The organism is Chryseobacterium sp. FW101-FHT12H09, from assembly GCF_058790395.1.
The window spans coordinates 533,904-558,578 of the sequence record NZ_JBYTCP010000001.1 but is presented as its reverse complement, the minus strand read 5'-3'; the positions used below and the strand labels follow the sequence as shown (position 1 = coordinate 558,578).

The window sequence follows — 24,675 nt, the reverse complement described above, 5'->3', positions numbered from 1 at the left end:
ATAAATCTATTATTTATTATTATATTAGAAAATATGTTTGTTATATTTGAATAATATAAACTTTTTCCAAAAAAAAATCTATGAGCTTTGATGAAATTGATAGAAAACTGTTGCTGTTTTTACAGGAAGATTCCAAGCAAACGACCAAAGAGCTGTCCTATAAACTAGGTTTATCAGTTACTGCAGTGTATGAGCGTATTCGAAAACTTGAAAATACAGGTGTTATTTCCAAATATGTAGCATTACTTGATAAGCATAAAATTGAGCGCGATTTTATGGTATTATGCCATGTAAAACTTATTCAGCATAAAAAAGAATATGTTTTACAATTTGAAAAAGAGGTAATGGACTTGCAGGAAGTTACAGAATGCTTTCACGTAAGTGGTGACTACGATTATATTCTTAAAATTTGTGTACAGGATATGGCGGATTACCGCAACTTTATGTTGACAAAACTGACCACTTTACAGCACATAGCAAGTACACACAGCTCCTTTATGATTTCTGAAGTGAAAAATACAACAGCCGTTATTCTTTAGACTAAAACTCCTTGTTTTGATAAGATAGGATCTGGAAGATCTTCTTCACCCATCATTTGTAGTAGATCGATTTCTATTGTTCGGCAAATGGAAAGCATTGGAATATCAAACATCAGTCCGGCAAAAGGGTTTTCAGAATAGTCTCCCACTAATTCCATAACAATATAAAGCCATCCGACAACAACACAGAAAGGGATACAGGTCCATAGTCCCCAAACACCTAATCTTGCAAATTCATTTACTAAACCCAATGGAAGGAGTATAATAAAAATAACAATAAGGATAAATCCCGTATTTGCAAATTGTCTTGGTGATGGAAATTTTTTTATTCTCTCCGCTCTCCCTTGATGTTCATAAAATTCATTAAGGCAGGTCTGAAGCTGCATCTGGTTAAAATCCGAAATGTAATTGTTATTCTTTAAATCATTAATTTCTTTTGCCTGTTTTGAAATGAGGTAGGTTGCAAAATTTTTATACTCTGATTGTAAATTGAACTCTTCTTCAGACAGGTATTTCCTTTGAAAAAGTAAAGTTCTGCCATAATCAGGAAATCCTGCTTTTATAAGCCTGTGACGTTTTTGATTAACGGCTCCGAAATGTCTGGTCAGGCTAATGTGTTCCCATTCTGTAGGAACTAACAACTGTTCACGGAAAGTGTAAAGCCATGCAATATGGCGGTACACTATTTCCTTTCTTTTTATATTCAAACGGTCTGAGTCTCCATTTTCAGTAGTAAAAGCATACATCATAGAACTAAATGATCGGCTGGAATTCACAATGCTTCCCCATATTTTTCTGGCTTCCCAAAGCCTATCATAAGCCTGATTGTTTTTGAAACCAACAAAAAAAGCTACTGCAGTTCCTACTAAAGCTACCGGAATCCATGGAATGACCATCCATTCCCAGTCAAAAAAATAAAAAAGCGCTACCACTAAGGTACACCAGCATGTAAGCCATATCAAATGGGCACCTGCCAAATGTAAAACTTGTTTATAATTAAAATACTTTGTTGTGATCATAAAAGGGATGTGTTTTTACTGAGGGTGTCTGGAGCAAAATAAATACCAAGTTGCATAAGGTATTGACTTATTTATTGATGTTAAAATAGAATTAAATGGTATTTATTAAATTTTTTTCTGTTTTAATGCTTCATAATTAAATAATATGCATAAATATATATTAAAATTATTAAAAAAATGCATAAAAAAACCTCTAAATATTTAGAGGTTATATATTGTAGATAAAATTTAATGTTGTAACATTTCTTCAATTTTCTTCGCTAACTTTTCGGCGTTTGGAAGCATTTCTTTTTCCAAGATAAGATTAATAGGCACTGCTGGGGTGTTTAAAGATCCCATTGTTTCTACAGGGGCATCAAGATATTTAAAGCAATTTTTAGAAATACGATGTGCAAAAGCTTCTGCAAATGAATTGTTGATCTGCTCTTCAGTAAGAACAATACACTTTCCATGGGCTTTTACTCTTTCAAAAACAAGCTCTTCATCGAGAGGAATTATTGTTCTCAGATCGATTACTTCAATTCTTCCGTTAAAGTTTTTAGCAGCTTCTTTAGCCCAATAAACTCCCATTCCATAGGTTACAACTAATAATGTTCTGCCTTTAGATATTTCGTCTTTCTCAGCTTCAATAATTACTTTTCCTTTTCCAAATGGTAAGATATAGTCTTCTGCAGGTTCTATCGTTTTTGCATCTTCAGTTCCCGGAACTTTACTCCAGTATAAACCTTTATGCTCCAACATGATTACTGGATTCGGATCATAATAAGCTGCTTTTAATAAACCTTTAAAATCAGCTGCATTACTTGGATAGGCTATTTTAATTCCTTTAATATTGGCTAATATACTTTCAACACTTCCACTGTGGTAAGGTCCACCACCGCCATAAGCTCCAATCGGAACACGAATGATGTTGCTTACAGGAAATTTTCCGTTACTTAAATAATTAGATTTTGAAATTTCTGTAATCAATTGGTTGATTCCAGGATAAATATAATCTGCAAACTGAACTTCAACAATTGGTTTTAAACCAACCGCACTCATTCCAACTGTGGAACCTATAATATATGCTTCCTGAATAGCCGTGTTAAAAACTCTTTTACTTCCGAATTTTTTTCCTAATGTCACCGTCTCACGGAAAACACCACCGATTCTTTCTCCAACATCCTGCCCATAAAGTAATGCTTCGGGGTGTTTCCACATCAATTCCTGGATAGCATGAATAGCAGCATCTACCATTACGATTTTTTCTCCTCCCGCAGGCTCACGTATTCCCACTTCTTCCACGATTGGTGTTGGAGCAAAGATATGCTGCATTACCGTTTCAGGTTTCGGATCTTCTGCTTTTTGAGCTCTTTCAAAAGCTTCTTCAGCTTCTAACCTTGTTTTCTTGGTAATTTGTTTTAATAATTCTTCATCAGCTCCAGTTTCCAGCAATTGTTTTCTAAGGATTTCTCCCGGATCTTTTGCTCTGTGTTTTTCTAGATCTTCATCATCTCTATAAAATTCTCTTCTAACTCCTGAAGTATGATGTCCGATAAGTACCGTTTTTGCACAAACCACTAATGGTTTTCTTTCAGTTCTTACAAAGTCTACGGCTTTCTTCATTACCTCGAAACTTTCTGCAAAGTCAGTCCCATCCACTCTCATTCTGCTTAAACCTGTAAATCCTGCAACAAAATCATAGGCATCACACGTTCTTGCCTCTTCTTTGGTTACTGAAATTCCCCATTCATTATCCTGTACCAGAAATATGATAGGAAGTTGATGTAAAGCAGCAAACTGTAAGGCTTCACTTACTTCACCTTCTGTTACTGAATTGTCTCCCAGACTGCATACCACAACAGGGTTGTTTTCAAAATTTTGTAAATTAAAATCCTGAATATATTTTATTCCCTGCGCTACTCCTGTCGTTGGAATGGTCTGCATTCCCGTAGCGGAGCTTTGATGAATAATTCTAGGCATTTTTTCATCTCTACTCGAAGGGTGTGAGTAATAAGATCTACCTCCGGAAAAAGGATCATCAGCTTTCGCTAATAGCTGTAGCATTAGCTGGTAAGGTTCAAAACCAATACCAAGTAGAATACTTTCATCTCTGTAATAAGGAGATACCCAGTCTTCTTTTTTTAACTGATAAGCTGTCGCTAACTGGATTGCTTCATGACCTCTTGAAGTACTATGAACATATTTACAAACATTTCTGTTTTCTTCGTAGATGTCTGCCATCGCTTTGGCAAGCATCATATGGGTATAAGCTTTAAGTAAAATATCCTGAGAAACTTTCTCGTGAAGTGTATTTTCCATAGGAAGCAAATATACATAAAAATTCAAAATACTAACAATCGTTAGTATTTTGTAATTGTCTATTTATTTCATGTGTTATTCTTTAATAACTTTCTTGGAAATACTTTCCTTTCCGGTTTTTATCTCAATGATGTAAATACCTTTCACATAGATTGATAGATCTATATTGGTTTCTATATTGTTAATTTTACCATTCTGTAACCTCTTCCCTGATAAATCATAAACAGTAAAAGTTGAGCCTTTAGATGCTTTTATTACCTTAACAATATCCTTTGTAATTGTAGGGGCTATTACTATTTTGTCCTGGAATTTTCTTTCATCTTTTGTTACTAAGAATTGATTATTGCTATATCCGGTTGCAATAATGCTATAATTTTGAGGAGCGCTTTGATTGGTATCATTAATTAAATTTCCCTTATTTGAAATTTCAATTCTATAAGTTCTTCCTGCAACAGGAGTGTCAATTACTACCTGTTCCACATTATCTACTGTATTATCAGCTTTGGTAGCTGGTGTCATTGGGGAATTGGCATCGAGCCTCCAGGGATAATAAACAGTGTTGGTAGCTGTATCAATAATTCTAAGATCGAGATCGTTTATTAATCTCGATGTTCTGTTGTTATAATAAGCGGCCGCATTAGTGGTGGTGGGGAGATTTGTGAAAGCCGGATCAATCCAGGAAATGGTAACTTTTAGAGGTTCATTACCTGAAGCTACAACATTTCTTTTGTTGACAACTCCACTATTTAGAGTTTCAATATCAAATAGAACACTATTATTCGCTTTCCCAACCAATAGTTCTGCTCCTTTTTTTGAATTGATATATCCCCAGCCATACCATGGGTCAGGACCAATGTTTCCAGCTTCGGATGCAGCATGAATCATCAGTGTTTTTGCAGACGCTGCATTGAGTTCAGTGTTGAATAATTGCTTATTGATTTGAGTCCAAAGCCCAATAATTCCTGTTACGATTGGAGCTGCATAAGAAGTTCCACTACCAATGGTTGTAGAATTACTACCTATTGTATCCTCATTTGTTGAAGCGCTGGCAACACTTGTTCCAGTGGTTGTGATATCTGGTTTTATAGCGCCGTCGTCTCTAGGACCAGCACTGCTATAACTAGATTTTAGAACATCTGTTGCGGTTGCATATCTTCCTCCATTTGTTGTGATAATGTTGGTGGCCCCTACTGCAATAATGTTTTTAGCCAAAGACCCGGCATTGACGCAGTCATAACCTAATGCGCAATTATTTTGAGGTAAAATATCTGTTGCAGCGAATGGTATTTGATTGTTTGACGAATCGGTATAATATTTAGGTATTGTAGTTCCTGTAGGGCCCATTCCGTAATAATTACCGGTAGACTTTACAATAATATAAGAAGGGTTATTGTAAACGATTTGGTCATAATTTCGGTCATTAGACAAATAAGTTCCCTGTAAGTCAGAAGAAACTCCTGAATTATATTCGCCCTTCCAGAGCCATGAAGAGGTCCCGTTAATCGTTGTTCTGCTCCATCCAAAATTGGTGCCATATGAATGATTGGATATCTTAGGCTCTGCAATTATGATTTTTTGATAAATGGTACTGGTTGTTGTATTGCCGGGTAGAGTTGTTGTGGTAAAAGTGTAATTGTCAAAAGTAGCATTTTGAGCAATTCCTCTAAAATTAACATCACGGGTAGTTCCATTTGTAAAGGTAAAGGTGTAAGGGTAATTTTTTGCACCAATAAATCCCGTTACTGCAGTAGAATGTGAACTGTAATTCAAGTTGCTGTTTTCTTTATTAGTGACTCTGCCGGTTGAATTGTTAAACAGGAAATGATCAGCATAGGCTCGACCACCATCAAAAACTGTGTATTTAATATTTTCTCCATTAAAAGAACCTGTTAGTCCAATTACGGTTCCACCTTGCAGATGATCAGAATTAGAATTCAGGATTTGATCCACATCTTCGGATTCATAAAAATAGGGTTTGCCAGCAGGAGTGAACCCTGCTAAATTCATTCTTAGCTCTTCAATCTCTTTTTGATATTCAATTGTTTTATTGGTTTTGTATTGATTGGAAATATAAAAATCAAATTCTTCATTGTTTGTTCGGTTTTGTTGTTCAAATTCTTTTTTTAAAGTTTCATTGTTTTGGGCACTCAATAGAAAAAATAAAAATGTGTTTGCAAAAATTAAAGTTTTTCTCATATCAAAAATGTTTTCTTTATACATGTATAAAATTATACATAAAAATCCTTAATTTTAATAAATGGGATATTATTAATTAATTGTTTATCAGTCGTTTAAAATGTATTGTGTGATAGTTTTTATTTGAAAGTGAATTAATAAGATTGAGAGTTTTACTTGAAAAAAATATTGACTCTTTTGGTTATTAGTTCTTTGGGTATTTAAAATTTTATTTTATTATAAATTAACTGTAGATGATTTAAATTATAATTATTGACTATTAATAAAAACTAATTAAAGACAAAAAAAATTGGAGTAACTTTACATTCTCTTTTTTAATTAAAAAGCTAGAAAATACATGTATTTAGTTTTTGACACAGAAACCACAGGGTTACCAAAGAATTTCAATGCTCCACTTTCAGATTCAGATAACTGGCCAAGAATGGTACAGATCGCATGGCAATTGCATGATAATGATGGAACATTAATTGAAAATCAGGATTATATCATTAAACCTGAAGGTTATGATATTCCCTTTAATGCAGCCCGGATCCACGGGATTACTACAAAGATAGCAAATGAAGAAGGTAGGGATCTTGAGGGAATTCTTATGGAGTTTTCTAAGGTTCTGGAAAAAGTAAGGGTAGTTTCGGGACACAATGTAGAGTTTGATTACAATATAGTAGGTGCGGAATTTTTCAGAAAAAATATAAATGACCATCTTCAGGAGAAGCCGAAGGCTGATACCATGATCCTTGGGACCAATTTTTGTCAGCTTGGAGGAGGAAGAGGAGGGAGGTTTAAACCTCCGAAATTGGAAGAGCTTTATGAAAAATTATATGGAAATAAATTTGATGAAGCTCACAATGCTGCTGCCGACGTAAATGCTACAGCTCAGGTTTTCTTTGAAATGATGAGGATAGGAATTGTTCCTGCGGAGGTTTTGAAAATTTCTGAAGATCAGCTTTCCTATTTTAAATCATTATATCCAAATCCTATTAAGCCTTTCGGAATTGTAATCAGAAGGCAGGTTGCAGATTTTCATAATAAGAAAAAACAAACCGATTTTGGAAGTATTGATGAAATTGACCTTGGAAAATATTTCAACTTTGATAATCATAGTGTTTTCTCTACATTATCAGCAACATCCAGTATTTCAGATCTGATCAAAAAGGCGACCGATGATAATTTCCCAGCCGTAGGAATGGTGGATCTTGGAAATATGATGGGAGCCTTTAAATTTGTTTCAGCTGTAGAATCCACGAATTCAGATCGATCAAAAAAGCATAAAGAATATCTTGCTAAAAAGCAGGAAGCCGAAGAACAGGGAGAAGCCTTTAATGAAGAGGAACCTGTTTCAGAACCTTTGATCCCGGTTGTAGGTTGTGAATTTTATATCTCTGATCGATACGAACAAAAGCAGTTTACGAAAGATGATCCAGATAGAAGAACGCAAGTTGTGTTGCTTGCTAAAGATTTTAATGGGTATAAAAATTTAGCGAAACTTTCCAGTATTGGTTTTCTAAAAGGATTTTATTTTGGGGTTCCAAGGATAAGCCGCGAATTGATAGCTGAATATAAAGAGGGTTTAATTGCTCTTACTTCCGGTATTCTAGGAGATGTTCCAAATGCTATTTTAAGTACAGGGGAGCAAAAAGGAGAAGAGCTTTTTAAATGGTGGAAAGATACTTTTGAAGATGATTTTTATGTTCAGGTTCAAAATCACAACCTTCCTGAGGAGGAGCATTTAAATGAAGTCTTATTATATTTTGCAGATAAATATAATGTGAAAATTTTAGCGCAAAATGAAACTTTCTATACTAATAATGATGATTCTAATATTCAGGATATTGTAAGTTGTATCAAAGATGGGGAGAAGCTGTCAACGCCTGTTGGAAAGGGTTTCGGGAAAAGAAGGGGTCTTGCTACTGGTGAATATTATATAAAGAATAGTGATGAAATAAAGGAAACATTTCTAGCTTATCCGGATGCTTTTGAAGCGTATGAAGAGTTTTTCGCGAAATTCAGCCCCTATACTTTAAAAAGAGATGTACTACTTCCGAAGTTTGATATCCCACAAGAGTTTATACATGCTGAAGATGAGATAGATGGAGGAAAGCGTGGTGAGATGGCTTATTTAACGCATCTTACTTATGAAGGAGCAAGAAAGAGATATGGTGAGGATGGGATTACAGCAGATGTGAAAGAGCGTCTTGATTTTGAATTGGATGTAATTGCCAATACAGGATATCCGGGATATTTCCTTATTGTACAGGATTTTTGTAACGAAGCACGGAATATGGGAGTTTGGGTAGGTCCTGGAAGGGGATCTGCGGCAGGATCTGCTGTTGCTTATACAATCGGAATTACCAATGTAGACCCCATTAAGTATGATCTCCTTTTTGAGAGATTCCTGAATCCTGAAAGGGTTTCGATGCCCGATATTGATATTGACTTTGATGATGAAGGAAGGGACAGGGTTATTAAATGGGTAATTGAGAAGTATGGCCAGAGTCAGGTCGCCCAGATTATTACCTATTCAGTTCTTGGAGGTAAATCGGCTATTAAAGATGCCGGTAGAGTATTGGATGTTTCAATTCCAGAAACCAATAATATTGCAAAGCTAATTCCTTCAACACCAGGAATGAATATCGCTAAAGCTTTAGCAAAATATGATAAATTAAAGCCTGAAGAACAAATGCTCGTTGACGAGATGAGATATATTCTTGACAGCCCTGAAGATTCTCGTTTCGATGTTCTTGCGAGTGCAAAAAAAATGGAAGGCTGTATCAGGAACACTGGGATTCATGCTTGTGGTGTTATCATTACGCCGGAAGATGTAAGTAACCTGGTTCCGGTAACGATTGCTGCAAAAGATGCTGATATCTTAGTTTCACAGTTTGATAACTCGGTTGCAGAGAGCGCAGGATTGTTAAAAATGGACTTCCTGGGTCTTCGTACTTTAACGATTATTAAGGATGCTGTAAAATTGGTTAAAGAGCGACATAATGTAGATATTGATCCTGATACCATTCCTTTGGATGATGCTAAGACCTATCAGTTATTTAAAGAAGGTAGAACGATCGGTATTTTCCAGTATGAAAGTGCCGGAATGCAAAAGTATATGCGCGAATTAAAGCCTACTGTTTTTGCCGATCTTATTGCAATGAACGCTTTATATCGTCCGGGTCCTATTAAATATATACCTAACTTTATTAATAGAAAGCATGGTATTGAAGAGATTGTTTATGATTTACCGGAGACTGAAGAATATTTAAAAGAAACATACGGAATTACCGTATATCAGGAGCAGGTAATGCTTCTGTCTCAGAAATTGGCGAACTTTACCAAGGGTGAAGCAGATACACTGAGAAAAGCAATGGGTAAAAAGCAAATCGATGTACTTAATAAAATGTATCCCAAGTTCATTGAAGGCGGAAAGATTAATAACCTTGATGAGGACAGGCTGAATAAAATCTGGAATGACTGGAAAGCTTTTGCAGAATATGCCTTTAACAAATCTCACTCGACCTGTTATGCTCTAATTGCTTATCATACTGCTTATTTAAAGGCGAATTATCCGGCGGAGTATATGGCGAGTGTGATGAGTAATAACATTAATAACACGGATTCAATTACGCTGTTTATGGAAGACTGTAAGAGTATTGGGGTTGATGTTTTGGGTCCTGACGTTAATGAATCTCAGTATAAATTTTCAGTAAATGAAAAAGGTCAGATCCGTTTTGGTTTAGGAGCGATTAAAGGGATCGGAGAGGGACCAAGTGAAGGAATTACAAAGGAAAGAGAAAACGGGAGGTTTAAAAATATATACGATTTCTTTGAAAGAATATTGCCATCTCAAATGAACAAAAGAGTTGCAGAAAGTTTAGTATTGGCAGGTGCTTTTGATGAATTGAGCTCTTTTCACAGAGGTCAGTATTTTGATATAGATATGGCTGGAAGGACAAATCTTGAAAGATTAATAAGATATGGACAAAGCTTTCAGGAAGGTAAAAATGAAATGGAAAATTCTCTTTTTGCTGATTTTGCCGAAGAAGTTCAGATCGAGCAACCGAAATTGGCACCTTGCCCGGAATGGCCTAATATGCACAAGTTAAATAAGGAGAAAGAAATTATAGGATTCTATCTTTCGGCACATCCTTTAGATGAATTTAAATATCAGTTCCAGTTTATACAGGGGCAGCTTTCTAAAAAAGCGGTATTGGAAAAAGATGAAGGCGAAAAATTAGTCGTAGATGAAGTTCCTATTCTTGAGGTAGATACACCAGATGAAATAGTAGATGTTGCAGAAATTATTTCTGATGAATTACTGACTGGAGAAGAAGAATTAATTGAGGAAGTCGTTAAAAAAGCTGAACCAAAAGGTAATTTTGGATTTTTAAATCTCGATGAGGTGGATGCTTTTAAAGAGCAGGCCTTTGCTAATAAACCTGAAGAATTATTTGAAGAAAAGAAAAAAGACTGGAAAACTTTACAAAAGGAGAGAGAGAATGGTGGTGCCGGAAAAGAATATACAGTTGCCGGTTTGATCACAGAATATAGAGTTCAGGATGGTTTTAGGAGTGGTGAAAAAGTAGCTTTCGTTACTTTGGAAGATTACTCGGGATCTTATTCTTTTAGGTTAGGGGATAGGGATTATATGAAATTGAAAGAAAAACTGGAAGTCCAACGCTTTGTTATCTTTAAAATAAAATTTGCTCAGGTAAAAGACGGAAGGGTTTTTGTAAATGTAAATGATGTTATTGAGCTTCAGGAGGCTTTTGAAAGATTTGCAAAAAGTATCTCTTTGGTAATGGATGTAATGGATTTCAGGCCGGAAGATTTGGAGTTTTTCAGAAACGTTCTTGATAAAAATAGGGGTGATCAGAAGTTTAAATTTTACATTAAGGATATGGATGATGATTCACAGATTGAAGTACAGTCGATGAAACATTCTGTTGACCTCAATGGAGACCTTATCAAGGAAATTCAATTACTCAATAAATATGAATTTTATTTGAACTAATTTATTAGAATTATATAATATAAAAAAGTGGCTTTTGGTCACTTTTTTTTGTTTGCAGTAAAAATATTAAAAAAATATTTCTAAAAATAAATTCTGCATTTTTGATGTTTTGTAGAAAAAAATTATGTGCAATAAGGGATGGGTTTTGTTTTTAAATGAATGATTATCAATTGTTTGAAATTAATTCCACAATTATTGATTTTTTAAGTAAAATCAAATGTTTGTTTAGTTTTGTTTAATAAAATTGGTTAAAAAACTTATTAATTGATAATGATTTTAATTAATAGTTAAATTTAATTGAAATATTTCATACTTTTATCGTCCAATTTAATTTTTTTACTACATATGAAAAAACTTCTACTATCGTGTATGTTAGCTCTCGGTATCGGGGCATCAGCACAAATTTTAGTCAATGAAAGCTTTGAGGGGTCAAGCTTACCTTCGGGATGGACAAGCAGTACGACCGGAACAGGGTCAACTAGTTCCCCCAGTGGATATGGAACAAGCGCGGGAACGCCTTGTGCTGGTAGTAAAGCGGTATATAAAAATATTTACGGGACAACTTATACAGGTTGGAATGTAACATATACTTCTACTGCTTCTAATGCAACAGCTCTTACTTATTCTTTTAAATACCTTGCAACAGGTTATGGAAGCACAGGTCCAATCAGCGGAAGCGTTGCTGCAGATTATTCTGTGGATGGCGGTACGAATTGGGTTGATTTGCTTAGTACTGTAACATTAGACAGTCCAAATGGTACTCCAATACCTTGTACTGCCGTTTCAGGAATAATCCCTGCGGGAACAATTCCAACCGGAGCCAGTTTTAAGCTGAGACTTAAAAGCACAAGTACGGCTACCGGAGATTTTTATATGGGTTTTGATGATGTTCAATTGTCACAAACTGTAACAAGTGCTCCTGTATGTACTACAATTTCTGCTCCTGCAAATGCTGCGACGGGAATTTCTATAACGCCTACTATAACTTGGGCAGTAGCTGGGGGTGCAACAAGCTACACCCTGAATGTAGGAACTACTGCTGGAGGAACTGATATCATCAACGGACTTGATGTAGGAAGTGTTACTTCATACACGATGCCTTCTGCAACACCTTTGGCTTATTCTACCCAGTATTATGTAACCATAATACCTAAGAATAGTATAGGGTCTGCAACGGGTTGTACTGGAAATTCATTTACGACGATAACAATGCCTTGTCCAAGTGTTAGCTCGCCTCCTGGTACTGCAACCGGAGTTTCAACCATACCTACTTTTGCTTGGAGTTCTGTTACTGGAGCTACCGGGTATAAAATTACACTGGGAACTACATCTGGAGGTACGGATATTTTAAACAATACAGATTTAGGTAATGTTACTTCGTATACAATGCTTACCTCTTTAAATCCATCAACGGTATATTATTATACAATTACTTCTTATAATGCAGTTACAAATTCAGGAACTTGTACTGAAAGGTCATTTACGACTACTTCAGTTGCTCCGCCAATTAATGATAACTGTGGAAATGCAACTGTATTAACTGTGAATGCTGATTTAGCATGTGGCGTTGTTACGGCAGGTAAGACATTGGGGGCTTCTCTATCTATGGCGGCAACACCTTGTAACGGAAATCCTGATGATGATGTTTGGTTTAGCTTCGTTGCTAGTGGTCCTGTACATGTTGTTAAACTTTCTGATGTTGTTTCAACAGGTACAACGTCAACCACAGATATGTATTTCCAGGTATTAAGTGGTGTGTGTGGTTCTCAGACAAGTGTTTTATGTTCTGATCCTAATTCAGCTACTGTAAGTGGTTTAACGGCAGGTGAGACTTATTATGTGAGAGTGTATACTTATTCAGGATCTGGATACAATGCTAGTTTCAATATCTGTGTTGGAACACCTCCGCCACCGCCATCAAATGATAACTGTGCTAATCCTATACCTTTAACAGTAGGAGGTACATTTGATACTAATTTTATTACAACTACAAACGTTGGTGCAACAGCAGATGGTACAGCTCAATCTTGCCAAACAAGTGCAACAAACAATGTATGGTACTCTGTAGTGGTTCCGGCTTCTGGAACATTGAAGATTGAAACCAATTCAGTTGCAGGCTCTACCTTTAGTGATTCAGTTATAAATGTATTTAGCGGTACATGTGGTTCATTAACAAATGTTTCTTGTGATGATGATTCTTCAGCAGATGGTAACTTCTCGCTTGTTTCATTAACTGGTCAAACTCCAGGAGCAACATTGTTGGTAAGTGTTTGGAGATATTCTTCAGGTACAGGAACTGATGGGGAGTTTAAGATTTCTGCTTATGATGCTTCTTTATTAGGAACTAATGAGGTTTCTAATAATAAGAATAATCTTAAAGTTTATCCGAACCCATTTGCTGATGTATTGAATATTTCTGATGTATCTAAAGTGAAATCTATTTCAGTTTCAGATGTTGCAGGAAGATTGGTGAAAACAGTCATAAATCCAAGTTCAACCCTTCAGTTAGGAGAGTTAAAATCAGGAATGTATCTGGTAACACTTGAAATGAAAGATGGTTCTAAACAAACGATTAAAACAATCAAAAAATAAAATTCGATTTAATTTATAAATAATGATGGCAGCTAAAATATTAGCTGCCATTTTTGTATTGTATTTGTTATTTTATTAGTAAATTAGTTCCTTAAACACTATATACTTGAATTTATGACAAAATTTTTACTTTCATGCTTTTTCTTTGTAAGCATGGCCTTAAGCGCCCAGATTGATTTGGGTACAGGAAGTACTGATGTTGGAGTTGCTCCAATAAGTACCTATTACGGATACTCTTATGTACAACAGATTTACCCTAAACAGGAAATCAACGCAAATGCTGCCGGAAATATCACCGGTCTTAAATTTTATCTGGACCCAACGATGTCTTTGGCAAACTCATCAGATTGGGTAGTGTATTTGGGACATACTACAAAGACGAATTTTATTTCTGATACAGATTGGATTCCTGTTGCTCAGCTCACACAGGTTTATGCGGGAACGATTACCAATGCAAACGGAGTGGTAGAAATTACTTTTGCGACACCATTTCCGTATAATAATGTAGATAATTTAGTGATAGCTGCCGAAGAGAACTCTGCAGGTTATGATGATAATGATAATGATGAGGCGATGTATGTATATCCTTCAGCCCCTAATTCTCTACTTTTTTATAAAAATGATAGTACTAATCCAGATCCGACTACTCCTCCGGCAGGAAATTTAGAAGGATATAAGTCGGTGATAACTATTACCGGATTAACGATGAGTGCAATTCCAGCTTGTCCATTGATTACTTATCCAATGAACAACGCGACATTTGTTCCACTATCGCCAACAATTACCTGGAATGCCACTTCGGGAGCCACTAGCTATAAAGTGTCAATAGGTACAACACCAGGAGGAACTGATGTAGTTAATCAACAATCTGTAACAACCAACAGCTTTGCTCCGCCCACTGCATTAACTCCTAATACAATGTATTATTTACGAGTGGTGTCTGTGGCAGCTGCCGGTGAATCATCAGGCTGTTCTGAAATTGCGTTTACATCTGCACCACCATTACCTACAAATGATGACTGTGCAGCAGCAATTACTTTAACGGTAAACCCTGATCTAAATTGTGGTACTGTAACCTCTGGTTATACATTAGGAGCCACCGACTCAGGATTAATTCCTGATCCGTGTTATGGTGAACCGGATGATGATGTTTGGTTTAAATTTGTAGCGACCGGTACAACTCATAAAATTTCTCTTTTGAATGTGGCCTCAATTGGAACAGTTGATGATACTGATACTTATTTTCAGGTATTTAGCGGAGCATGTGGTACTTTATCAAGTATTTTATGTTCAGATGCGACTTCTTCTGTAGTTTCAGGACTTACTGCAGGTGAGACTTATTACGTAAGAGTATATAGTTATTCTGATGCAGGAAGTAATCAAAGTTTTGATATCTGTGTTGGAAGTATTCCACCACCACCAGTGAACGATGAATGTTCCGGAGCGTTAGTTGCTTCTACTTTCCCTTATACCTATGTACAAGCTGATGGAGGTGGTGCTACGAATAACGGCGGTTTTGTTAATGCTTGTTCTAATACAATGAATGATGGAACATGGTTTACATTTGTAGGCGATGGAGGAGTTTTTGATATTACAGTTACCATGCCGGCAAATAGTGATTTTGATTCACAAATAGGTGTCTATAGTGGTACTTGTGGAAGCCTATCATGTGAGGACACCGTTGATGATACGGGTTCAGGAGAATCAGAGACCATATCAATACCTACACTGTCAGGAAATACTTATTATGTAAATATTGGTAATTTCAGTGGATTTACAGATAATCTTGAGGGTGCATTTACGATCACTATTAGTAAAAATAATTTAGGAACTTCTGAGGTATCAGGAAATAAAAATGGTCTGAAAGTTTATCCAAATCCATTTAATGATGTCTTAAATATATCGGATATTGCTAAAGTTAAAACAATAACAATTTCTGATTTTTCAGGAAGATTGGTGAAAACTATTGATAATCCTGGTTCTGTACTTCATCTGAATGATATTAAATCTGGAATGTATTTAGTAACAATGACCATGAAAGATGGTACTAAACAGACAGTTAAAGTAATCAAAAAATAAAATAAAAAATTAACTTGTAAATAATGATGGCAGCTAAGTTTTTAGCTGTCATTTTTTTTTATTTATATGCTGTTTTATTGGTAAATTAGTGTCTAAATAACAAAAACTTTAATTCATGAAAAAAATTTTACTCTCATGCTTATTGATGATAAGCATGGCTTTAAACGCCCAGATCAATTTGGGTATGGGAAGTATTGATGTTGGAGCAGCTCCAATAAGTACCTATTACGGGTACTCTTATGTACAGCAGATTTTTTCAAAACAGGAAATTAATGCTGATGCAGCTGGGAATATTACAGGGCTTTCATTCTATCTGGATCCTACGAAACCTATTGTAAATTCGTTAGATTGGGTAGTATATTTAGGCCATACAACAAAATCGAGTTTTGTTTCTGATTCGGATTGGTTACCAGTTTCGCAACTTACACAGGTGTATGCGGGAACTGTAACAAATATTAATGGAGTGGTAACAGTAACTTTTCCTACTCCGTTTCCTTATAATAATATTGATAATTTAGTTGTAGCTGTTGATGAAAATTCTCAGGACTATGATGATAATAGCGATGAGGTGATGAATGTATATCCTTCAGCACCTAATTCAACTCTTTATTTTAGAAATGATGGGACTAATCCGAATCCTTCTTTCCCTCCTATAGGAAATTTAGCTTCATATAAATCGGTGATTACCATTAATGGATTAACAAAAAAACCAATTCCGGCTTGTCCTTTAATTGTTTATCCAACGAATAATACAGTTTTTGTTCCATTATTACCGACCATTATCTGGAATGCCGTTGCCGGAGCTACAGGGTATAAAGTGTCAATAGGAACAACACCAGGAGGAACTGATATTGTTAATCAGCAGTCTGTAACAAGTGGTAGCTTTGCTCTGCCTACTTTACTAAGTCCTGATACAATGTATTATTTACGAGTAGTTTCTGTAGCAGCTGCCGGTGAATCATCAGGCTGTTCTGAAATTACATTTAAATCTGCACCACCATTACCGATAAATGATAATTGTATAGGAGCGAAGACCCTAACAGTGAATTCTGATCTGGATTGTAGTGTTGTAACCTCCGGTTATACATTAGGAGCCACACCTTCAGGATTAACTGCAGCTCCATGTTACGGTGATCCTGATGATGATGTTTGGTTTAAATTTGTAGCGACAAAGACAAGTCATAAAATTTCCCTTTTGAATGTGACCTCTATTGGTACATTTGACGATGATGATATCTATTTTCAGGTTCTTAGCGGAACGTGTGGTGTCTTGTCCAGTGTTCTGTGTTCAGATGCTACTTCATCTATAGTTTCCGGACTTACAATAGGCCAGACTTATTATGTAAGAGTATACAGTTATTATGATACGGGTAGTAATCAAAGTTTTGATATCTGTGTTGGAAGTATTCCACCACCACCGGTAAACGATGAATGTTCCGGAGCGTTAGTTGCTTCTGCTTTTCCTTATAATTATGTGCAGTCTGATGGGGGAGGAGCTACTAATAATGCTGGATTTATTACTGCATGTGATAACGGAATGAACGATGGAACATGGTTTACATTTGTAGGTGATGGGGACATATTTAATATTGCTGTTAGTATGCCGCCAGGTAGTGATTTTGATCCTCAGGTAGACGTTTACAGTGGTACTTGTGGTAATTTATCATGTGAAGGTACTGTGGACAGTATGGCTTCGGGAGAATCAGAATATATATCGGTAGCAACAGTACCGGGAACTACTTATTATATTAATGTGGGGCATTATAGCCAATTTACAGATGAATTGGAAGGCACATTCACTATTGATATAAGCAAAGGAACTTCTCAGTCTGACAAAAATGCTTTGGGAGCTTCTAAGGTTATACCAGTTACAAAAGGTAATGGAGTTTATCCAAATCCATTTACTGATGTTTTAAATATTTCAGATAGTGAAAATGTTAAGTCAGTTATGGTTTCTGACTTTGCTGGAAGAGTAGTGAAGACTATAGATAACCCCGATTCTGTAATTCATTTGAACGGTATTCAATCAGGATTGTATTTGGTGACAATGACTATGAAAAACGGTTCTAAACAAACAGTAAAAGTGATCAAAAAATAAATTTGATTCACGTATAAATAAAAAAGGTGGCCAGTGGCCACCTTTTTTATTTATAGATTTCATTATTTAGCAGGGACAGGCTGTATATCTCCTGTACTCATATGTTCGAAAATGGTCGGAAAAAACATCACTAATATAAAATAAATGATGATCATTAAAGCAACTAAGGCGAAAAGGATAATTACTAAACTGTTTGGCTTATTTTTCTTTTGTGGTTCCATGATATTGTGATATTGGGTTAATAGATTAGTTTGATAATTAATATTAAGCTAATTTCTTGCCACATTGTTTGCAATACCTTGCATCATCATCAATATCTTCATTTCCACACCGATCACAGATCATTTCAAGATTTTGTCTTTTATTTCGCATTTCTGCTGTCACGATTCCCGTAGGAACAGCAATAATAGAATAACCAGCGAGCATCAGTATAACTGCAAAAAATTTCCCCATTGGCGTAATAGGAGATACATCACCATAGCCAACTGTGGTTACGGTAACAACAGCCCAATAGATAGATTGTGGGATCGTTTCAAAGCCTTGTCTTCCACCTTCTACCATAAACATCAGAGAGCCTACGATTACTGAGAAAATAATTAAGAATAAGAGAAAGATATAAATTTTTCTTGAACTGTTTTTGAGTGCCCGTACGATGAGATAACCGTCATTCATAAAATCCAGTAAATTGAAAATTCTGAAAACCCTCAACATTCTCAGCATTCTGAATATCAGGAAATACTTTGTGATTGGAAAGAAAAAACTTAGGTAAAAAGGAACCAGAGCCAGGAAATCTATAATGCCAAAGAAACTGAAAATGTAATTTTTTTTATTCTTGACAACTGTAATTCGCATCAGGTATTCAACAGAGAAAAACAAGGATATGATCCATTCCAGGATGATAAAAGTAATATGAAATCTTTTATCTAATTGTGGGACACTTTCCATCATGATAATAAGGGTGCTCCCAAGAATTAATGCTAATAGGACAATGTCAAAGAGTTTTCCCAGTTTTGTGTCGGATCGGTAAATAATACGGTACAGAAATCTTTTCCATAGGGTATCTTCAGGAACAAGATTGTGTTCTCTTTCCATAATAGGAGTTTTTTTAAATTTAAGAAATTATCCTTATTTTCGTAGCAAACATACATAATAAATGACAATTCGTGAAGTAATTTCAGAAATAGAAAAACGCATTCCAATACAGCAGGCAGAAGATTTTGACAATGTAGGTTTGTTATGTGGGTTTCCTGACCGTGAGGTAAATGGAATTCTGGTTTGCCATGATGCTCTGGAGAACGTCATAGGTGAAGCTATTGAAAAGAATTTGAACCTTATTGTTTGTTTTCATCCTATTATTTTTTCAGGATTAAAATCTTTAACCGGAAAAAACTATGTAGAAAGGGTTGTTTTAAAGGCAATTGAAAATAAGATTGCCATCTATGCAATTCATACCGCTTTTGACAATGATTTCTTTGGTGTAAACGCAGGAATATGTAATCAATTAGGATTAAAGGATCTAAAGATTCTTCAGCCTAAAAAGAATAGTTTGAAACAACTTACAGTTTTTGTCCCGAAAGATCATTCTGAGCAGATGAAAGAATCTCTTTTTTCTGCAGGGGCCGGAAATATTGGATTTTATGACGAATGCAGTTTCAGTATTAAAGGTAATGGTACTTTCAGACCCATCGCAGGATCAAATCCTTATTCAGGACAGCATGATGTACGGGAGAATGCAGATGAAAATATGATTTCGGTCATTTTTGAAAGCTATAAGCAAAATCAGATTATTTCGGCTATGAAATCTTCACACCCCTATGAAGAAGTTGCCTATCAGATTTATAGTCTGGATAATGAAAATCAATATTCAGGATTAGGGATGTATGGAGAATTTGAAGAAGAAATGGATCAGAAAGATTTTTTACAATTTGTAAAAGAGAAATTTAACCTTGAAGTGATAAGACATTCCGGGTTCAATGATAAGAAAATCAAAAGAGTAGGCGTTTTAGGAGGTTCCGGAGCGAGTGGGATAAAATCTGCCTTATCTAAAAAATGCGATGCATACCTCACTGGAGACGTTAAATATCATGACTTTTTTCTGGCAGAATCAAAAATGTTGGTTTGTGATATAGGTCATTATGAATCAGAACAATGGGTTGTGCAACAATTATTTGAAATTTTGTCACAAAAATTTAGTACATTTGCAATCTCAAAATCCAACGAAAAAACAAACCCAGTAAATTATTTCCTTTAGATATGGCAAAAACCAACGATATTTCAGTTGAAGAGAAATTAAGAGCTTTATACGATTTACAAATCATAGATTCAAGATTGGATGAAATCCGAAATACAAGAGGAGAATTGCCAATTGAGGTTGAAGATCTTGAAATCGAAATTGAAGGGCTTGAAAAAAGAGCTGAAAAATTTCATGCAGAAATTAAAGATCAGGACGATCAGATCAAAACAAAGCATGAAGTAATTAACCATGCTAAAACTTTAATTGATAAATACAAGTCTCAACAAGATAACGTAAGAAACAATAAAGAGTTTGAAGCTTTAGGTAAGGAGATTGAATTCCAAGATCTTGAAATCCAGCTTGCTGAGAAAAGAATTAAAGAATTTGGTGTTAAAATCACTCATAAAAATGAGACGGTAGACGAACTAAATTTAAAAATCAACGATTTGAAGAACCACTTAAAATTCAAAAAAGAAGAATTGGAAGGTTTGGTTTCTGAAACTCAGAAAGAAGAAGATTATTTGATAGAACAATCTAAAGAATATGCAGGTAAAATTGACGAGAGATTACTAGCTTCTTATAACAGAATCAGAACAAACTCTATAAATGGTTTAGCAGTTGTAGGATTAGAAAGAGGTGCTCCAAAAGGATCATTCTTTACAATTCCACCACAAAAGCAAATGGAGATTGCTCAAAGAAAGAAAATTATTATTGATGAACATTCAGGAAAAATCTTAGTGGATGATGAATTGGTAATGGAAGAAAACGAAAGAATGAAATCTGTAATTAAGTTTTAATTACCGTTTTTTTAAATATAAAAGCTGTTTCAGAAATGAGACAGCTTTTTTTATTTATAGTTTCTTTATATTCTTTTTAAACCACAAAAGCCACAAAAAGTTTTAAACACTTCAGTCATCATGAAAGTCCTCGAATATTGCATATAAAGAACATATAAGTATCTTAAACCTTTGATCTTAGTAGATCAGGATAGTCAGGATTAGTGTCATATTCTACGTATAAAAATAGTCATTCCATTTGTCAGAAAACGAAATTCAAATTGACTCTGGTCTAAACCTGAATATATAAGATACAAAAAAACCGCTTCAATAAAGAAGCGGCTGATATTTTTATTCATGATGCTCATACATCTTATTGTATAAGTCTATAAACTTCTCTTTAATTGCTTTTCTTTTTAATTTTAAAGTAGGAGTCAGGAGTCCGGCATCAATACTCCAGACTTCTGGAGTTAGCTCGATTTTTTTAATTTTTTCCCAATTTCCGAGATGTTCATTAATACCATCGATCTCTTTTTCTATTCTTTCTTTTAACTCTGGACTTTTAGCGATCTCCTGTGGAGTAGAACCTAATTTTATGTTATTTCGCATTGCCCAGCTTTTGGCAAATTCAAAGTCAGGCTGAATAAGTGCACAAGGCATTTTTTCACCATCACCAACCACCATAATTTGTTCAATGAACTTGGAAGCTTTTGCCTGGTTTTCGATAATTTGTGGTGCGATATACTTACCTCCGGATGTTTTAAACATTTCTTTCTTACGATCAGTGATTTGTAAGAAGCCATCAGCATCAATATTTCCGATATCTCCGGTTTTGAAATACCCGTCATCCGTGAAAACTTCTTTTGTCATTTCTTCATTTTTAAAATAACCTTTAAAAATAGAAGGACCTTTTACTGTTATTTCACCGTCTTCCTGAATTTTTACATGTAAGTTATCTAAAGGCAAACCAACAGTTCCGATTTTCATTTTGTCGAAGCTGTTTACAGAAATTACCGGAGAGGTTTCCGTTAATCCATATCCTTCCAGAATTGGAATTCCGGCATTTTGAAACATCAAATTTAATCTTGTAGATAGTGCTGCAGAACCTGAAACAAGAGTTACGATTTCACCACCCAATCCTTCTCTCCATTTTGAGAATACCAGTTTATCAGCAATGATCTCGAAAAGTCCTGATGGTTTTGAAACCTCTTTCTTTTTAGAAATAAGGTTTAAAGCCCAAAAGAATATTTTTGTTTTTAATCCACCGGCAGAAGATCCTGTACTATAGATTTTATCATATACTTTCTCCACTAATCTTGGGACAACACTCATATAGTGAGGCTTAACTTCTTTTACATTCTCACCCATTTTATCAATGCTCTCGGCAAAATAAACTGAAAAACCATTGTATTGGAACAGGTAGAAAAGCATTCTTTCAAAAATATGACAGATCGGTAGAAAGCTTAAGATCCTGGTATCCTTATAATCAAGGCCTTTTTTCTTAGGAATTCTAGGAACTGATCCCAGAACATTAGAAACAATATTATGATGCGTAAGCATTACTCCTTTAGGCCTTCCTGTGGTTCCTGATGTATAAATAATCGTTGCCAGATCCTCGGAATTGATTGCGTTAGAAAGCTCTTCTACTTCAATTTGTGTAGAATCATCTTCACCCAGATCCAAAATTTCGCGCCAATTGGCAGCACCACTTATGGTGTCAAAAGTGAAAACTCCCTGCAAAGATGGTATATTGTGTTTCACTTTCATTACTTTAGTAAGCAATTCTTTATCGGAAACAAAGCAGTATTTTATTTCAGCATTACCAAAAATGAATTCATAGTCTTCATGAGATATGCTTGGGTAGACAGGCACAGAAACCACTCCGATCTGAGAAAGTCCCAAATCCATGATAGCCCATTCTGTACGCGTATTAGTTGTAATTAGAGCAATTTTGTCCCCGGGTTTAATTCCAAGTTTTAAAAGACCTCTGGATATTTTATTTCCTTGATTGATAAATTCTTGCGTAGATGTTTTTTTCCATTCACCCTGATGCTTTGTCACAAACATATCCGTTTTAGGAAATTTATCCAAAGCATGATGAGGTATATCGAATAATCTTTTGATCGTCATAATTTTTTATGTAATTTTTAAAGAAATTTAAATATAAGCATTTTTGTGAAAACAGCATAAATCTACTCGCAATTTTCGGATATCAAATATTTTTTCAGGTTTGCTTAAAAAGTGTAAATTTACGACCATCTAATTATTAATTTTTATGGACTTTAATTTATCGGAAGAACAGCTGATGATTCAGCAGGCAGCAAGAGATTTTGCACAAAACGAACTATTACCAGGGGTTATTGAAAGAGATCGCGATCAAAAATTCCCAACTGAACAAGTGAAGATGATGGGTGAAATGGGACTTTTAGGAATGATGGTAGATCCTAAATATGGTGGAGCAGGTATGGATAGCGTTTCTTACGTTTTGGCTATGGAGGAGATTGCAAAAGTGGATGCCTCTGCAGCAGTTGTAATGTCTGTAAACAATTCATTAGTTTGTGCTGGTCTTGAAAAGTTTGCTTCTGAAGAACAAAAACAAAAATATCTTACACCTTTAGCGAGTGGGAAGGTAATCGGTGCATTTGCTTTATCTGAGCCTGAGGCAGGATCTGATGCAACTTCGCAAAAAACAACTGCAGAAGATAAAGGGGATTATTATCTTTTAAATGGAATTAAAAACTGGATCACAAATGGAGGAACTGCTTCTTACTACGTTGTAATTGCTCAGACTGATCCTGAGAAAAAGCATAAAGGAATCAATGCATTTATCGTAGAAAGAGGTTGGGAAGGTTTTGAGATCGGACCAAAAGAAGATAAATTAGGAATCAGAGGGAGTGATACACACTCTTTAATGTTCAATAATGTAAAAGTACCTAAAGAAAACAGAATTGGAGAAGATGGTTTTGGTTTCAATTTTGCAATGGCTGTATTGAATGGAGGTAGAATAGGAATTGCTTCTCAAGCTTTAGGAATTGCTGCAGGAGCTTATGAATTGGCGCTTAAATATGCTAAGACAAGAAAGGCTTTTAAAACTGAAATTATCAATCATCAGGCTATTGCTTTTAAATTAGCAGATATGGCGACGCAGATTACTGCTGCAAGAATGCTTTGTTTCAAGGCTGCAACAGAGAAAGATGCTGGAAAAGATATTTCTGAAAGTGGGGCTATGGCAAAATTATACGCTTCTCAGGTAGCTATGGACACTTCTATTGAAGCGGTACAAATCCATGGTGGATATGGATACGTGAAAGAATACCACGTTGAAAGATTTATGCGTGATGCTAAGATCACTCAGATTTATGAAGGAACTTCTGAAATCCAGAAAATCGTGATTTCCAGAAGTATTTCAAAATAAAAACATAAACAAACACAACTACTTATGAAAAAAACTTGGTGGATCACTCTGGGAATCGTTTTACTTCTAATAGGAGTATTCGTATGGTATAAGTTTTTCTTCGTTTTTGGCGAAGGAGTAAAGTCAGGTTATCTGAACTATGCTATTAAAAAAGGCTATGTATTTAAAACCTATGAAGGTAAATTGATTCAGGAAGGTTTTGGAAGAGGAAAGACTGGAAGTATTACAAGCTATGAGTTTGAATTTTCTGTGAATGATCCCGAAGTTTTTAAACAATTGGAAACAAACAGTGGTAAAACCTTTGATCTTCATTACAAAGAATACAAAGGCACATTACCTTGGAGAGGAAACACAAAATATGTGGTAGATAAAGTAGTAAATATGAAATAGTAAAAGGCTCTCAATTTGAGAGCCTTTTACAT

Annotated in this window: 15 protein-coding genes; 9 read left to right on the top strand and 6 right to left on the bottom strand. The window is 35.2% G+C overall.

The genetic code is table 11. The features are described 5' to 3' along the window. Window positions 1–80: 80 nt before the first annotated feature. The gene (locus AC3WRL_RS02440; RefSeq protein WP_214826381.1) at window positions 81–539 is read left to right on the top strand and encodes an Lrp/AsnC family transcriptional regulator; all 459 of its coding nucleotides are present in this window, start codon (window positions 81–83) and stop codon (window positions 537–539) included. Here AC3WRL_RS02440 and AC3WRL_RS02435 read toward each other — a convergent pair. From AC3WRL_RS02435 to AC3WRL_RS02425, 3 genes are all read right to left on the bottom strand, one after another. Beyond that, entirely contained in the window at window positions 536–1,558 is a 1,023-nt protein-coding gene (locus AC3WRL_RS02435; protein ID WP_214826380.1) for a bestrophin family protein, read from the bottom strand. The genes AC3WRL_RS02440 and AC3WRL_RS02435 overlap by 4 nt on opposite strands. A gap of 228 nt (window positions 1,559–1,786) precedes the next feature. Next, entirely contained in the window at window positions 1,787–3,859 is a 2,073-nt protein-coding gene (locus AC3WRL_RS02430; RefSeq protein ID WP_214826379.1) for an alpha-ketoacid dehydrogenase subunit alpha/beta, read from the bottom strand. A gap of 75 nt (window positions 3,860–3,934) precedes the next feature. Beyond that, window positions 3,935–6,055: a S8 family peptidase gene (locus AC3WRL_RS02425; RefSeq protein WP_492329642.1), complete on the bottom strand. Its 2,121-nt coding sequence runs from the start codon at window positions 6,053–6,055 to the stop codon at window positions 3,935–3,937. A 337-nt stretch (window positions 6,056–6,392) separates the two neighbouring features. Between AC3WRL_RS02425 and dnaE the strand changes: the two genes are divergently transcribed. From dnaE to AC3WRL_RS02405, 4 genes are all read left to right on the top strand, one after another. Next, window positions 6,393–11,060: a DNA polymerase III subunit alpha gene (gene dnaE, locus AC3WRL_RS02420; RefSeq protein ID WP_492329641.1), complete on the top strand. Its 4,668-nt coding sequence runs from the start codon at window positions 6,393–6,395 to the stop codon at window positions 11,058–11,060. Window positions 11,061–11,405: 345 nt separating this feature from the next. Then, window positions 11,406–13,652 carry a T9SS type A sorting domain-containing protein gene (locus tag AC3WRL_RS02415; RefSeq protein ID WP_492329640.1) on the top strand — a complete coding sequence of 749 codons (2,247 nt, stop codon included), beginning with the start codon at window positions 11,406–11,408 and terminating at the stop codon, window positions 13,650–13,652. Window positions 13,653–13,766: 114 nt separating this feature from the next. Next, window positions 13,767–15,731, top strand: a complete 1,965-nt coding sequence (locus tag AC3WRL_RS02410; RefSeq protein WP_261511369.1) for a T9SS type A sorting domain-containing protein — start codon at window positions 13,767–13,769, stop codon at window positions 15,729–15,731. A 115-nt stretch (window positions 15,732–15,846) separates the two neighbouring features. Next, a complete protein-coding gene (locus AC3WRL_RS02405; RefSeq protein WP_492329639.1) occupies window positions 15,847–17,829 on the top strand; it encodes a T9SS type A sorting domain-containing protein in 1,983 nt (660 codons plus the stop codon). A gap of 62 nt (window positions 17,830–17,891) precedes the next feature. Here AC3WRL_RS02405 and AC3WRL_RS02400 read toward each other — a convergent pair whose 3' ends face one another. Both AC3WRL_RS02400 and AC3WRL_RS02395 read right to left on the bottom strand, forming a co-directional pair. Beyond that, window positions 17,892–18,050, bottom strand: coding sequence for a hypothetical protein (locus AC3WRL_RS02400; protein ID WP_214826372.1), 159 nt, complete (start codon window positions 18,048–18,050; stop codon window positions 17,892–17,894). Between the two features lie 43 nt (window positions 18,051–18,093). Then, complete coding sequence (locus AC3WRL_RS02395) at window positions 18,094–18,921, bottom strand: ion transporter (protein ID WP_214826371.1); 828 nt, start codon at window positions 18,919–18,921, stop codon at window positions 18,094–18,096. Between the two features lie 61 nt (window positions 18,922–18,982). Between AC3WRL_RS02395 and AC3WRL_RS02390 the strand changes: the two genes are divergently transcribed. After that, a complete protein-coding gene (locus AC3WRL_RS02390; RefSeq protein ID WP_261511371.1) occupies window positions 18,983–20,080 on the top strand; it encodes a Nif3-like dinuclear metal center hexameric protein in 1,098 nt (365 codons plus the stop codon). Between the two features lie 2 nt (window positions 20,081–20,082). Next, window positions 20,083–20,859: a zinc ribbon domain-containing protein gene (locus AC3WRL_RS02385; protein WP_214826367.1), complete on the top strand. Its 777-nt coding sequence runs from the start codon at window positions 20,083–20,085 to the stop codon at window positions 20,857–20,859. A 330-nt stretch (window positions 20,860–21,189) separates the two neighbouring features. Here the strand turns inward: AC3WRL_RS02385 and AC3WRL_RS02380 are convergent, their stop codons facing one another. Continuing rightward, window positions 21,190–22,968 carry an AMP-dependent synthetase/ligase gene (locus AC3WRL_RS02380; protein WP_492329638.1) on the bottom strand — a complete coding sequence of 593 codons (1,779 nt, stop codon included), beginning with the start codon at window positions 22,966–22,968 and terminating at the stop codon, window positions 21,190–21,192. A 145-nt stretch (window positions 22,969–23,113) separates the two neighbouring features. Between AC3WRL_RS02380 and AC3WRL_RS02375 the strand changes: the two genes are divergently transcribed. After that, window positions 23,114–24,253, top strand: a complete 1,140-nt coding sequence (locus AC3WRL_RS02375) for an acyl-CoA dehydrogenase (RefSeq protein WP_214826363.1) — start codon at window positions 23,114–23,116, stop codon at window positions 24,251–24,253. 24 nt (window positions 24,254–24,277) lie between these two features. Next, window positions 24,278–24,643 carry a hypothetical protein gene (locus AC3WRL_RS02370; RefSeq protein WP_214826361.1) on the top strand — a complete coding sequence of 122 codons (366 nt, stop codon included), beginning with the start codon at window positions 24,278–24,280 and terminating at the stop codon, window positions 24,641–24,643. Window positions 24,644–24,675: the final 32 nt, after the last annotated feature.